The organism is Pedobacter sp. TM02, from assembly GCF_059705275.1.
Genome location: NZ_AP046530.1, coordinates 959,051 through 973,561, shown reverse-complemented (window position 1 = coordinate 973,561; position 14,511 = coordinate 959,051). Strand labels below are relative to the sequence as shown.

7 protein-coding genes are annotated in these 14,511 nt (G+C 47.5%); 4 read left to right on the top strand and 3 right to left on the bottom strand.

Annotated elements, in window-relative coordinates; translation table 11 throughout:
• Positions 1-13: 13 nt before the first annotated feature.
• The gene (locus tag AC6H1S_RS04140) at positions 14-1,897 is read right to left on the bottom strand and encodes a DNA topoisomerase IV subunit B (protein ID WP_199139263.1); all 1,884 of its coding nucleotides are present in this window, start codon (positions 1,895-1,897) and stop codon (positions 14-16) included.
• 364 nt (positions 1,898-2,261) lie between these two features.
• Here AC6H1S_RS04140 and AC6H1S_RS04135 point away from each other — a divergent pair, with 364 nt between their 5' ends.
• The 4 genes from AC6H1S_RS04135 to AC6H1S_RS04120 all read left to right on the top strand — a co-directional run bounded on the left by AC6H1S_RS04135 (position 2,262) and on the right by AC6H1S_RS04120 (position 6,769).
• The gene (locus AC6H1S_RS04135) at positions 2,262-3,611 is read left to right on the top strand and encodes an APC family permease (protein WP_497565235.1); all 1,350 of its coding nucleotides are present in this window, start codon (positions 2,262-2,264) and stop codon (positions 3,609-3,611) included.
• Between the two features lie 3 nt (positions 3,612-3,614).
• On the top strand, positions 3,615-4,775 hold the full coding sequence (locus AC6H1S_RS04130; protein WP_497565234.1) for a trans-sulfuration enzyme family protein: 1,161 nt from the start codon (positions 3,615-3,617) through the stop codon (positions 4,773-4,775).
• A complete protein-coding gene (locus AC6H1S_RS04125) occupies positions 4,776-6,113 on the top strand; it encodes an MFS transporter (RefSeq protein ID WP_497565232.1) in 1,338 nt (445 codons plus the stop codon).
• 98 nt (positions 6,114-6,211) lie between these two features.
• The gene (locus tag AC6H1S_RS04120) at positions 6,212-6,769 is read left to right on the top strand and encodes a GNAT family N-acetyltransferase (protein ID WP_199139267.1); all 558 of its coding nucleotides are present in this window, start codon (positions 6,212-6,214) and stop codon (positions 6,767-6,769) included.
• A gap of 90 nt (positions 6,770-6,859) precedes the next feature.
• Here the strand turns inward: AC6H1S_RS04120 and AC6H1S_RS04115 are convergent, their stop codons facing one another.
• Entirely contained in the window at positions 6,860-7,729 is an 870-nt protein-coding gene (locus AC6H1S_RS04115) for a PorP/SprF family type IX secretion system membrane protein (protein WP_199139269.1), read from the bottom strand.
• Positions 7,730-7,759: 30 nt separating this feature from the next.
• Positions 7,760-14,317 (bottom strand): MBG domain-containing protein, encoded by a 6,558-nt coding sequence (locus AC6H1S_RS04110; protein ID WP_497565231.1) that lies wholly within the window; start codon positions 14,315-14,317, stop codon positions 7,760-7,762.
• Between the last annotated feature and the right edge of the window lie 194 nt (positions 14,318-14,511).

Sequence of the window (14,511 nt, the reverse complement as noted above, 5' to 3'; positions counted from 1 at the left end):
GTTGCCTAACCAACTAGGCCACTTCCAAATCCTCTGGGGCTGTCTCTTTGTTTTCCGCTTCTTTAATTTCGTCTTTTTCTATCCTTAGGTTTTTGATAATATGCTGCTGCCTTTCCGGCGTATTTTTGCCCATGTAATATTCCAGCAAGCTTTTAATGGTCTGCTCTTTGAGGATTACAGGATCCAGCCTGATGTCTTTGCCGATAAAGAGGCCGAATTCGTCGGGAGAGATTTCGCCCAAACCCTTAAACCGGGTAATTTCTGGCCTGGCGCCCAATTTGGCAATGGCCTCTTTGCGTTCTTCTTCGCTATAGCAATAAATGGTTTCTTTTTTATTGCGCACCCTGAACAATGGCGTTTGCAGGATGTAAACATGCCCGGCTTTTACCAAATCGGGGAAAAACTGCAAAAAGAAAGTCATCATCAGCAAACGGATGTGCATGCCATCTACATCGGCATCGGTAGCGATAACGATATTGTTGTAGTGCAAGCCCTCCAAACCGTCTTCAATATTCAGTGCGTGCTGCAACAAGTTAAATTCTTCGTTCTCGTATACTACTTTTTTGGTGAGCTCGTAACAGTTGAGCGGTTTGCCTTTTAGGCTGAATACGGCCTGGCACTCTACGTCTCTCGATTTGGTGATCGAACCCGAAGCCGAATCGCCCTCGGTAATGAAAAGCGTGGTTTCGTATCGCCTATCGTGCGTGCTGTTGAAGTGGATTTTGCAATCCCTCAGTTTTTTATTATGCAAAGAAGCTTTTTTGGCGCGGTCGTTGGCCAGTTTTTTAATGCCTGCAATATCCTTGCGCTCGCGCTCCGATTGCAAAATCCTTTTTTGCAGGGCATCGGCTACATCGGCGTGTTTATGCAGGTAATCATCCAGCTCCTTTTTCACGAAATCGTTGATGAAAGTACGTACCGACGGCCCGTCTGGCCCGATGTTTTGCGAACCCAGTTTAGTTTTGGTCTGCGATTCGAAAACCGGCTCCTGTACCCTAATGGCAATGGCGGCAATGATCGAAGCCCTGACATCGGAAGCATCAAACTCTTTTTTGTAAAACTCGCGAATGGTTTTCACCACAGCCTCCCTGAAGGCGGCCTGGTGCGTACCTCCCTGGGTAGTATGCTGGCCGTTGACAAACGAGTGGTAATCTTCGCCGTACTGCTGACCGTGGGTCATGGCAATTTCGATATCGTGTCCTTTGAGGTGGATAATCGGATAGCGAATTTCTTCGGGCTTGTTTTCTTTAGAAAGCAGGTCGTAAAGTCCGCGTTCCGAAAAATATTTTTGGTTGTTGAAGTTGATGGTCAGTCCGGTGTTCAGGAAAACATAATTCCAGATCATGCTTTCTACAAAATCGGGAATATAGTGGTAGTTTCTGAAAATGGTTTCGTCAGGATAAAAGGTAATGGCGGTACCGTTGCGCTGCGTAGTTTCGATAATAGGGTTGTCTACAACGATTTCCCCTTTAGAAAATTCCACTTTTTTGGTTTTGCCATCGCGGTACGACTGCACGGTAAAGGCGGTCGACAGGGCATTTACCGCCTTGGTACCCACGCCGTTCAAACCTACCGATTTTTGGAAGGCATTGCTATCATATTTGCCCCCGGTGTTGATTTTCGATACGCAGTCGATCACTTTGCCCAATGGAATGCCCCGGCCATAATCGCGCACATTTACCTTGTGGTCTGACAGGGTAATTTCGATGGTCTTGCCGGAACCCATTACAAATTCGTCGATAGAGTTATCTACAATTTCTTTTAGCAATACGTAAATCCCGTCGTCCTGAGCCGAGCCATCGCCCAGCTTGCCAATGTACATCCCTGGACGCAAGCGAATGTGCTCTTTCCAGTCGAGTGAACGTATACTATCGTCGTTATAGATTGGTTCTGCCATAATTTTTATCAGTTTTATGCGTCTCTGCAGTCGTGCGAAATGGAAATATGCCGAAAGAGGATCTCCTTTGGCACCTTAGATTCTCCATTCCTACAAATTTAATCAAATCTGATGGGGTTTTAATCATTAGATTTCAACAATTGCACATCTTGAGGTTAGCTGGTTCATTAGGCGATGGGGCTGTTGCAGGATTTGAGGAATAACTGACTGGGCTAATCAACTACTCGCGGCAACTAAAAGTCATGGCTATTGCTAAATTGTGGCTGTTGTTGGGTAATCCGCCCTAAGCTTTCGGCTCAAGAAACCCTTTCGGCTTTGTACTCCACACTAAAATCCCTATCTTCCAAACATCAAACCTTAATGCATGCAACCTAAAAAGCAGCTATCTCTCTTTGACCTTTCGATGATTGTGGTGAGCCTCGTTATCGGAATGGGCATTTTCCGTACCCCAGTAAACGTAGCCAACAAGGCACAAATTCCAGAATTATTCTTTGGAGCTTGGGCCATAGGCGGCTTTGTGGCGCTTTGCGGGGCACTAACCTATGCCGAAATCGGGTCGCGCTATCCGGTTACCGGTGGCTATTACAAAATTTTTTCGGTGTGCTACCATCCTTCCATTGCCTTTGCCATCAACTGCATCATTGTGGTTTCTAATGCGGCATCGGTGGCGGGTGTTTCGCTCATTGGTGCCGAGTACATCAGCAAAGTGATCCTCAGTACCGAAATGCAAACCCAAGAATACCGCATCCTCATTGCCGCAATCAGCATCATTGTTTTTTACGCCATTAATCTTTTGGGGCTCAAAACCAGTTCTAAAACGCAGAATGTATTGACCATGATCAAAATCGTGATGGTTTTGACATTGATTGCGGCCGTATTTTTTGGCAGTCATGGCGCAAGTGCTCCTTCGGTATTTAAAACCGCCACAGGTGCCGCTGCCGGTTGGGCCGATTATGGCAAGGCTCTGGGGCTTTGCTTAATCGCCGTATCTTTCAGCTTTGGAGGCTACCAGCAAACCATCAATTTTGGGGGCGAAGCCAAAGAGGCCAAAACGGTTATTCCGCGTGCCATCATCGTGGGCTTGGGCATCATCATTACGCTTTACCTGGCTATTAACTACGCTTATGTAAAGGTAATCGGCTTTGAGCAGCTGAAAAGCGCCGAGAGCATTGCCGCCATCTTGGCCGGTCAGATTTTTGGTCCCGCAGGCTTCGTTTTGCTTTCGGTACTGATTTATTTTTCGGTGCTGGGCTATGTCAATGTAAACCTGCTGAGCAACCCCAGGGCCATGTATGCCATGGGCGAAGAGCGGGCCTTGCCAAGTATATTTGCCAAAAAAACCAAGAAACACGACGTAATGATCGTGAGCCTGACGGTTTTTACCATCATCTCGATTTTTACCATTTTCTACGCCAAAACTTTTGATAAGATACTCAACTACACGATTTTTTTAGACAGCATCGGCATGGCGTTTTCGGCCGCTACCATTTTCTACCTGCGCAAAACCACAGCGCATTTAGACAAAAGCACTATCTACACCATGAAGCTTTACCCCATTTTGCCAATCATTTTTATCGCGGCCTATTTGTTCGTAGCCGTTAGCATTTACAGCGACGACCCGAATGCGGCCCTGAATGGGCTTTACATTTTCAGTGGCTTTGTGCTCATTTATTTTATCAACCGATATGTTAACCGTAAAAAAACAATAGCCTAACCTATGGACCTGTCCTATATTTTAAATGAATTGGGAGAAGAAAGGGCCAATTATTTCAACGCCGTAGCCCCTCCTATTGTACAAACGAGCAATTTTTGCTTCGATACTGTAGCCAATTTCAGAAATGCATTGGCCGATGAATACCAAGGCAACCTGTATTCGCGTGGCTTTAACCCCACCATTGATATTTTAAGAAAAAAGCTGGCGGCTTTAGATGGTGCCGAAGATGCCCTGGTTTTTGCCAGTGGCATAGCCGCAGTAAGCATTCCGGTAATGGCTTTGCTGCAGCAAGGCGATGAAGTGATCTGCGTAGAAAATCCATACAGCTGGACCATTAAGCTTTTTAAGGATTTGCTGCCCAAATTTGGCATTAGCTGCACCTTTGTTGATGGAACAGACCTGCATCAGTTTGAAGATGCCATTACGGCAAAAACCCGGCTCATTTATCTCGAATCGCCTAACACCTTTAGTTTTGATGTACAAGACTTAACAGCAATTGCCCAGCTGGCCAAGGCACATGGTATTTTAACCATGATAGACAACAGCTACTGTTCGCCGATTTACCAACAACCCATTGCGCATGGCATCGACTTGGTAGCCCAATCGGCCACCAAATACCTGGGCGGGCATAGCGATGTAGTAGCGGGTGTACTTACGGGAAGCAAAGCGCTGCTCGAACAGATCTTCAACAACGAATACATGAACATCGGGGCATGCCTGGCTCCTCAAAATGCCTGGCTCTTGTTGCGTGGCTTGCGCACCCTGCCCATTAGGCTTGAGAAAACAAGCGCAACGGCCGAACAGGTAATCTACTACTTGGAACAGCACCCCAAAGTAGCCCAGGTGCTTTATCCTTTCAGTAAGGCCAACAAAGACCTGGCCCTCGCCAAAAAACAAATGAAGAAATGCGGCGGTTTATTTAGCATCGTACTCAAAGATGCTTCGCTAGAAAACATAGAAAAGTTTTGCAACAGGCTGCAGCATTTTTTAATGGCTGTATCGTGGGGCGGTTACGAAAGCTTGGTTTTTCCGGCCTGTGCAGGCATCAGCAAAAATGATTTCGACCAAAACAACAAACGCCACATCCTCATCCGGCTGTATATCGGACTTGAAGATGCCAATTATTTGATCAAAGATTTAGAACAAGCATTAGCCCCTTTATAAATGCCTTTAAAAAAACTCTCTTTTAAGAAGCAGCTGGCTTATGCCTCCGGGATGATGGGTTGGAGCATCATGACCAACCTCATTATTGTGATGCTGCTGTATTTTTACCTGCCTCCCAACAACTCGGGCCTGGTGCCTTTGGTACCGCAGCTGCTGGTTTTTGGGGCATTCAATATTCTTTCGCTCATTACCGCTTCCGGACGCTTGTTGGATGCGGCCTATGATCCTTTTATTGCTTCGGTAAGCGATGCGAGCAAAAATCCCAAAGGGAGGCGCTTTCCGATTATGAAATGGGCCATTTTGCCGGCCATTGTATTTTGCGGACTGGTTTTTCACCCGCTGGTAAAAGGCGAAAGCCTAACCAATGCCTGGTGGCTGGTTTTTGTGCTGGCCGGTTTCTTTGTTTCGGTAACCACTTATATTATTCCGTACAATGCCCTATTGGCCGAACTGACGCATACGCCCGAGGAAAAAGTAAAACTTTCCTCCTTTCAGCAGGTAGGGTTTGTGCTGGGCATGATTATTGGCGCGCTGTGCAATAACTTTGCCGACCTCATCCAAACCGCTTTTCATGTAACCGAACGTTTTGAGGCGCTGCAATATACCATTTGGGCACTGAGCGTTTTTTCTGGCCTGGTGATGGTTTTGCCTATCCTCTTGATCAAAGAAAGTGAATATGTGGCCAGCAAACCTACGCATACGCCACTGTGGCCGGCCATTAAAAACACCTTCAGGAATTCGAATTTCAAATATTACCTCATTTCCGATTTTGCTTATTATACGGCTTTAAGCCTTATGTCGAGCGGACTGCTGTATTTTGTAACCGTACTGTTGGGCCTACCCGACTCTGATGGGGGGATGTTTATGGGCCTCATGGTAGTACTTTCGCTGTTTTTTTATCCCTTTGTCAATTACGGCTCGAAAAAATTTGGCAAAAAGGCCCTGGTATTGATTGCCTTTGGCATTTTAAGCCTCATTTTTGTGACCATTTTCTTTTTAGGCAAGCTGCCCTTTCAACCGGCCAACCAAATGTATATCTTGGTTGTTTTTGCCTCCTTTCCTTTAGCGGCACTAGGCATTTTGCCCAACGCCATATTGGCCGACATTGCCCAAAAAGAGGCAAAGGAAACAGGCGAGAACCACGAAGGCATGTACTTTGCCATTAAATACCTTTTTGTAAAACTGGGTCAGACCTTGGGTATTACCGTTTTTGCCATGCTCACCATTTACGGCAAAGACCCTGGACATGATTTTGGTTTGCGCCTGAGTGGCGTGGTGGGTTTTGCACTCTGTGTACTGGCGCTGCTGTTCTTTACCCGTTTTAAGGAGAAAGCCTAAGGCAATTTATCATTTAAAATGTTATAATTTTGCGTTTATCAAAACCCGGGAGGAGTTTAAAAACCTCGCAAGTATTTTAACAGCTGTGATTATTAACCATGAACATACAATTTAAAGCCGCTACTACAGATCAGCATTTTGAAGGCATACTGGCTCTTCAGCAAAAAAACATCTATACTTCGCTCAGCATTGCAGAACAACAGCAACAAGGTTTTGTATTTGCCGAGCACAACATGGAACTGCTCAAAACCCTGGCCGCCGAACTGCCTCAGGTGGTTGCGCTGGCCAACGAGAAGGTGGTGGGCTATAACTTGGCGATGACAGCCAGCATGAAATCGATTATACCGAGCATCATCCCGATGTTTGATGCCTTTGAACGTTGTACTTACCAGAACAAAGCATTAACCAGCTATCCATACATCGTGGGTGGACAGGTTTGCGTAGACCAAAATTTTAGAGGCAATGGCCTATTGAGCAAACTGTACCATGCCACAAAAGATTTGGTAGATAAAGATTACCAGCTATGCGTAACCGAAATCTCGACCCGCAATCATTTATCGCTAAAAATACACCAACGGATGGGCTTTGAGGTGATAAACACCTACCAAGACGACAAAGAGCTTTGGAACATTGTGCTTTGGGATTTCGGCAAGTAGTTTTCAACAAGCAGTATTCGGTTTGCAGTTCACAGTTTGCAACGTATCGGCAAAGGCGAGCGAGGCCATCGATTAAGCGTCCATAATCCCCTAAAGCCTTATTCTTAAGTTAATTTCAAAATCGCCATTGGTGTAATTAGACAGGGATGCGGTTTGTAGGGTATGCGAAAAACCAATGAGGTATTTTTTCTGATAATCCATTGCAACGCCAAAACTCGTACTGCCGCTGCTGTGGTAAATGCCGTTGAGCATGAGCTGTTTTTTGGCAAAGCTCAATTGGGCTCCGGCATCCCAAATGTTATCGAGGCCTTTAATACCTCTAAAGGCTATTTTGGGTTCGAGTTCAGTATCCTGTATCGGTATTTTATAACTCAGGGCCGAATAAAAAGTAGGCAAGTCGGCCACATTGCCATTATCTTTCCACAGTAAGTTCCGAAGGTTGGGCAAAGCGGCTTCGATGCTGATTCTTGCTGTGGTTAGGGCCAGGCCAAAATCGCCGTCAAAGTGGGTTTGGCGCTGGTTGTAAAGACCAATCAGGTTGTCGTTTGGATTACCGTTGACATCATCGGTTGACAGGCGCTGGTTCATCACGCCCGCCGAAAGCCCGAAATGCAGCGTCGAATTTTCGTTTAAGGGCAAGTGATAGGCATAACTGGCCAAGACGCGCACAAAGCGTTGCAAACCTGCCTTATCTAAAGTTACGTTTAAGCCCAGTCCCACCCTATTGTGCCCATAGGCTGCCGTCAGGTTCTGCGATACCGGCGCTCCCGGAATATCGCTAAACAGAGCACGATAGTTGAGACTAAGGGCCAAGCCACTTTCGGCACCCGCCAAAGCAGGATTACCCAAATACCGGTTGGCAAAATATTGTGCCTGAAAAGGGTTTAATTGAGCTTTTAAGGGAGATGAAGCGCCTATTAAAACCATAAGCCCAAATAAAACAAAAAGTTTCTTTTTCATATCATGAACAGTTAGCGTATTTCAACTGGTTTACTGTTGCCTAATCAAGGTGATGAATCCCTTTTGCTTAAGTTTACCGGTTCCAAAATCAATAATATAATAATAAGTGCCCTCGGCAAGGGGCTGTCCGTTTACGGTTCCGTCCCAGGTGTTGTTATAGCCTTTTTTGGTAAACAATATTCGGCCAGCACGGTCAAATACCTGTACCGTATTATTCGGATAGGCATCGATATTGGCCACTACCCAAAAATCATTTACTCCATCGCCATTTGGCGTAAGGATATTTGTAGCCTGTACGGCTTGAAAATCGTCTCGCACTTGGATGGTTATGCTCGCTGTTTGGCTACAGCCGCTGGCATTGGTCGCCGTTACCATATAGGTTGTGGTTTGGCTTGGCCTGATGTTGAGCACGGCGGCCTGTTGCCCAGAAATAATGCCATTGGCCATTGTCCAGCTATAATTACCACCGCCGGTTGCCGTTAAGCTTAGGGTTTCGCCTTTACTGATACTTAAGCCTTTGCTGCTGCCAATAGCCACTACCGGCAAAGCATTAATGGTTAAGCTACCTGTAGCATAGCTGATGTTGTAATTGCCGGCAACCGCACCCGAGGGGCTAAGCACATAAACACCTGCCTGCGAGTTGCTATTGGCTGTTGTACCTACGGTTGGTTTGGCGCCGAGGCTATTTTCGGTATCTCCGTTTTTAAAGCCCGAATAAACCACACTAAAGCTAGGCAGATTACTGCTTTGGCACATTACGCTGTTATTAGCCGTAATTAAAAGCGCTGCTTTTGCAATGTTTAGGTTGGCTGGAACATAGCTGATGGTATAATTATTTCCGGCGGCGAGCGTACCCTGCCCGATGACATAAGACCCTACGTTTTCGCCTGCTGCCCTGGTTAAACCGCCCGTAATCGCATCGGTACCCACCAAGCCGGTGCTGGTATAGGTAAGCGCTGGATCGGCATCGCCATACACCTTGGTTTTGCTTTGGGCAACAATGGTTAGCGCTCTACTGCTGATGGTTAAATCGGCCGGCACATAAGTAACGGCATAGTTGTTTCCGGCAGCGAGCGTACCCTGCCCGATGGCATAAGACCCTACGTTTTCGCCTGTTGCCCTGGCTAATGCACCCATAATCGCATCGGTACCCACCAAGCCGGTGCTGGTATAGGTAAGCGCTGGATCGGCATCGCCATACACCTTGGTTTTGCTTTGGGCAACAATGGTTAGCGCTCTACTGCTGATGGTTAAATCGGCCGGCACATAAGTAACGGCATAGTTGTTTCCGGCAGCAAGCGTACCCTGCCCGATGGCATAAGACCCTACGTTTTCGCCTGTTGCCCTGGCTAATGCACCCATAATCGCATCGCCATTGAGAAGACCTGAACTAGTATAGGTCAATACCGGATCAGGCGAACCATACACCTTGGTTCTCGCATCGGCGGTAAGGGTTAGCGCCGCTTTGGTAATGGTAAGGCTGCCATCTTGATAGGTGATGGCATAATTTGCGGAGGTATATCCACCAGGTGTGATGAAATAGCTGCCCACGTTTTTGGCGCCGATAGCTGTGCCGGCATAGCTTAAACTTCCCTGCAAACTTTGTTCGTTTTCGCCGTTTACAAAACCATTATAGGTTACGCCGTTGCCTGTGGCATAGGGCTGCCCATCGTACACCTTGTTAAAATTATTGGCTGTTACGGTTAGTGCTTTTTGCTGCACGTTGATGGCAAAGCTGACCGGAGTTGCCGGTGTATGGTTCCCATCGCCGGGCTGGCTGGCTGTAATGATTGCCGTTCCGGCCGCCAAAATCTGCACCTGCCCGGAGGCATTGACCGAAGCCACCGCCGGGTTATTGCTGGCATAGCTTACCGCCAATCCGGAAGAGGCAACGGCCGAAGCGTTGATGGCCGGATTGCCGTAGGTTAGCTGCAGCGTGGCGCCAGCTACCTGGCTATTAAACGTAATGACATTCGCTCCCGACTGCACAATGCTCAGCGTTCCGTTCTTATAGTCGAAATCGTAATTTGGCGAAGCCAATCCACCCGGCGTAATCGAATAGTTTCCGGTATTAACAGCGCCTTGAGAAGTGCCGCTATAAACCAAAGTACCAGCCAATACCGATGAGGTTTCGCCATTGGCAAAGCCATTGTAGCTGACACCGTTTCCGCCAACATAGGCAACGCCATCGTAGGTTTTGCTCAAATCGTTTGCCGTAACGGTTAACAGTTTTTTGGCTACCTGCACCTGGAAGGCGATTGGGCTTGCCGCACCATAATTGGCATCTCCAGCCTGGCTTACGGTGATGGTAGCTGTACCTGTTTGCAACAGGCTCACCTGCCCTGACGCGTTGACGGCCGCTACCGCCGGATTGCTGCTCTGGTAGGTTGCTGTTAGGCCCGAGCTGGCAATAGCCGAGGCATTGATGTTGGCATCGCCATAGGTCTTGGCCAAGGTGCTGCCCGTAGTTTGAGCATTAAAAGTTAGCACGTTTACGTTATTGAGCGAAATGGTCAACTGTCCGTTTGCATAGCTGATGGCGTAATTAGGCGAGCTTAACCCGCTTGGCACAATGGTATAATTGCCTGTATTGATTGCTCCCTGCGAAGTGCCACCATAAGCCAAGGTTCCGGATAGCACCGTTGGATCTTCGCCAAGCGCAAAGGCACCGTAACTTACGCCATTACCACCGCTATAGCCAAAACCATCGTACACCTTACTGAAATTGTTGGCGGTAATGGTCAATGGTTTTGGCGTAATGGTTGCAGTGGCGTTTGAGAGATCGCTAATATTGGCTACTTTATAATTTCCTGCCTGCGCACCAGCTAACACTACACTGGTTATGGGCAGGGTAATGGTCTTCGCAGTTCCTACATCTTTGGTATCGTATTGGGCGATGGCCGAATTGAGGCTGATTTGCACATCGTCGCCGTTGATGATATCGCCGTTGGCCAGCATCAGGTCGGCAACCTGCATGGTTCCGGCTGTACCTGCATCATAAACTTTGCTAAATACAGTATTGGGTTTGATACTAACCGTTACTGGCTTTGGATTAACGAGAAGGGCAAAAACAACATCGCTGGCCGGATCGTAGCCGTTGCCTCCGCCCTGACTTGCGGTAATGTTGACCGTTCCCACCTTCTTGATGTTCAGTTTCCATTTGTTGCCGTCTGTGGCGTCCTGATAAGCTTCGGCAATACTGTTATCAGCTGATGCATAACTAACTCCAAGGCTCGAACTGGCCGTTGCCCCGGGCTCGAAAGCGGCCTCGCCATAGGTTTTGGTGAGGTTGCCGGCCGTAATGGTTTGTGACTGGGTCAATGCTTCGTAGGCACCCAGATCGATGTTGGCTCCTGTCAGGCGCGGGTTGCCCGCCAGGTCTTTGGTATTGGTATTGAGGCCAGCAAAAAGCGTTTGATCGCCCGTATTGATAACCGGGCTGCCGACTTTAGGCCTATAATCTCCTCCGGTTGCCAGGGCCGGCGCAAGCGGTGCCACGAAAACATCTGCAACCGTGCCATTAAAAGTGATCAGTCCGGCGCCACTTGCACCCTGTACCAGGCTGTTTTTATAAGTGGGCACATCTACACCCGCATTATTCGCTACACCTGCACTATTGCCAAACACAATGGCATTTTGCAACTGCGGGGCGGAACCGTTGGTATTAAAAATTACACCGCCTGTGTTCGATTGGTTTCCTGCAACGGTAACATTGGTTAACACCGGCGAAGAACCACTATTGTAAATACCTGCACCATTATCAGCTGTATTGCCGCTAATGAGTACATTATAAAGCGCCGGCATTGTACCAGGGCCATTGTACATGGCTCCGCCGTTAGCACCGGCACTGTTTCCATTCATCAACACATTAGTCAGCATAATGGTACCTGTGCCTGAGTTGGCCATTCCACCACCTCCGCTATTTGTTCCTGCCGCCACATTATTGCTGATGGTTACCCGGTTAAATTGAGCTGTTGCACCCATATTAAGAACAGCGCCACCCAATCGACCACCGGTAACCAAGTTGCCGGTAAAGCTGCAATCGGAAATAACAGCACTTGAGCCGGCATTGTACATGGCGCCTCCGCCCTCGTCGCCCCAACCCTGACCGGCAACGTTCATACTTTTATTACTGATAAAGCTGCATTTGGCAATTGAGGGGTTTGCGGCTGCGCCATTGGTAACTACACCTATAAAAATAGCCCCTCCCATTCCTGTTTCTACGCTATTATGCTCGAAAACACAATTGGCAATTGCTGGGCTCGACGACGAGATGTTCATTCCGCCTCCCTGAGATTTATAGATAGCGAGGCCATTAACCGTGATATTCCCTCCATTTCCATTGCCGCCCTTAATGGTAAAGCCATCTAATTCGGCAGTACCTATGGCATTGGCAGCAATCATAACACGGTAGGCATTTTCGCCGTTATTGGCAAAGCTGAGTGCGGCACCTGAGCCGGTTACCACATCGTCGTTGTTAAAATCGCCGCTTAAAACGGTGGCCAATTGCGGGTTGCGGGTGGTGAGGTCGGTAATACCATTATCCGGGTCGAAGCCGCCATAAAGCTTTACATTATTTACCATTAAGAAGGCTTTATTCCTAGGATCGGCAGGTGTGGCAGAAAAATTTTGACCATCTTCTGGCGTATATTTAGGATAATAAGTACCCTTGGCTACCCATATTTGTTTAATAGCAGTATTATTTTTGGCGGCCAACAGGGCATCGGCCAGTTCTGAAGCGGCATTGGCCCAGCTGTCGCCAAATCCATTGCTTCCCTTTTTCACATAAATAACCCCATTGGCGTTTGGTTTCAGCACATTGACCACGATTCGAAACTGTTGCGAGGTACCTGCACAAGTTGTTGCGCCGGGATTATAGGTACGAAAAGCAAAATCAAAATTTGGAAACGATTGATAACCATTATTGGCATAGACCTGTCCATTGGGATAAGTATTGCTGGTGCTTCCAGCAATACAATTTCCTACATTTGTTCCAGATAATACTAAATAATAGGTATTACCGGGGATAACCGAAACCGGAGGCCAATAAACATCTACCCACGAATTTGGGGTCGAAGCGGCCGTGCCGCTTGCCAGTTGCACACCTCCGGCATTGGGCAATTTATCCCATAAGGAAATGGTCACACTTCCATTTCCACCATTTGAACTCAAAAAAATACCTGCTCCTGTAATGGCATTGGCTACAGGCTTAAAAGATTGCGCCAGATTAAGCTGACTCAATAATGCTACACAATTTGTTGTTGTTACTTGATTAACATCGAGTAAGCCAACGGTTAGTTTTGGCGTAACGGTAATAGTGGCCGTTACCGGGGCATTACTGGCATTAACCGCTACAAAAGCAGGGATATTACCGGTACCATTAGTGGCCAAACCTATAGCCGGAGTATTGTTGGTCCAATCATAGCTAACATAACCACCGATTGTAGGACTACTGAAGTTTACAGTTGCGGTACTAATGCCGGCCAATACGCTTTGGTCTGATGACTGGCCTACGGTTGGCGTTGGGATAACGGTATAAGTAAAAGTTTTGGTAGCCGGACTAGCACAAGGCATATCATAAGCAATAACTACTTGGCCCCAACCTGTTTGGAAACCTTGTGTATGTACTACCGAAATTGCTTGCAGATCTGTATAGCTGCTGCCACCGCCGCCACCGCCATAAACAGCACCGCCACCACCATAATAGCCTCCGCCACCACCGCCAGCAGCCGTACCATAAAATGTGCCTGCATTTCCGCCAAAACCCAATTGACCTGCAGTTGCCGGAACACTAATTCCATTACCAGGGCTAGTACCTGCTGTTCCTCCTGCAGATTGGGTTCCCCCTCTCCCCATATAGACTTCGGCTTGATTACCACATTGATAACCAGTTTCACCGATAAGGCCACCCCCCGCTCCTCCAGGTTCAGCAATCGTAGCACAGTTGTTGCCACCGCCACCGCCGCCACCAGCAACAATTACCCGGTTAGTTAATGCTGTTCCCCCTATCCTGATATCAGATGCATCGCCACCTCTAGGCTGCGCAATACTACCACCGCCACTGCCGCCACCGTTATAACCACTATTTCCTCCTACCACGATATAAAGCGTTTGGCCGGGCGTAACTGGATATTCGGCCGTAACCCTGCCTCCTTTCCCTCCAATATCGTCGGGCCTATTGGGATCGTTATAAGTGGCGCTTCCGCCCTGTGCACCTCTTACATCGACCCTGATGCTGGTTACCCCTGCTGGCACTACAAATGTTTGCATAGTAGCCGTATAATTAAAAATTTGGGTAGTTTCTAGCTTTGGCGTAACCGTTATGTTTGCTGTTACGGCTCCTGTTCCAGTATTTACGGCATTAAAAGCCGGTAGGTTTCCCCTGCCACTTGAAGCCAAGCCTATAGCCGGGTTTGAATTGGTCCATGCATACACCACGTTAGCTGCACTGCTGGTAAAATTGACCGGAGTGGTAGTCGTTCCATTACAGGCTTGCTTGTTTGGCGGCTGGTCCATTGGCGGACATTGGGCATATCCATATTTGGCTATTGTACAGTACAGCAAAAGCAGAAACAAATTCTTCATCATCTGGAAAGGTTAATCGAGGCTTATCAAACAATTAAATACAAACTAAATTTGTGCTAACCGATAGGAAAAATACAACCAGATCAACACCATGAGGCCTATGGCCAAAAGGATAATTATGACCGAAATATTGGGTTTGCCCTTAGGTTTTAGCATGTACAAATTTTGGCATCCGAGAACGAGGATTACAAATTTTG

Coding starts and splice junctions, on each gene's coding strand:
- AC6H1S_RS04130 (WP_497565234.1), top strand. CDS start 3,615: ATGGACCTGTCCTATATTTTAAATGAATTGGGAGAAGAAAGGGCCAAT.
- AC6H1S_RS04110 (WP_497565231.1), bottom strand. CDS start 14,317: ATGATGAAGAATTTGTTTCTGCTTTTGCTGTACTGTACAATAGCCAAA.
- AC6H1S_RS04140 (WP_199139263.1), bottom strand. CDS start 1,897: ATGGCAGAACCAATCTATAACGACGATAGTATACGTTCACTCGACTGG.
- AC6H1S_RS04120 (WP_199139267.1), top strand. CDS start 6,212: ATGAACATACAATTTAAAGCCGCTACTACAGATCAGCATTTTGAAGGC.
- AC6H1S_RS04125 (WP_497565232.1), top strand. CDS start 4,776: ATGCCTTTAAAAAAACTCTCTTTTAAGAAGCAGCTGGCTTATGCCTCC.
- AC6H1S_RS04135 (WP_497565235.1), top strand. CDS start 2,262: ATGCAACCTAAAAAGCAGCTATCTCTCTTTGACCTTTCGATGATTGTG.
- AC6H1S_RS04115 (WP_199139269.1), bottom strand. CDS start 7,729: ATGAAAAAGAAACTTTTTGTTTTATTTGGGCTTATGGTTTTAATAGGC.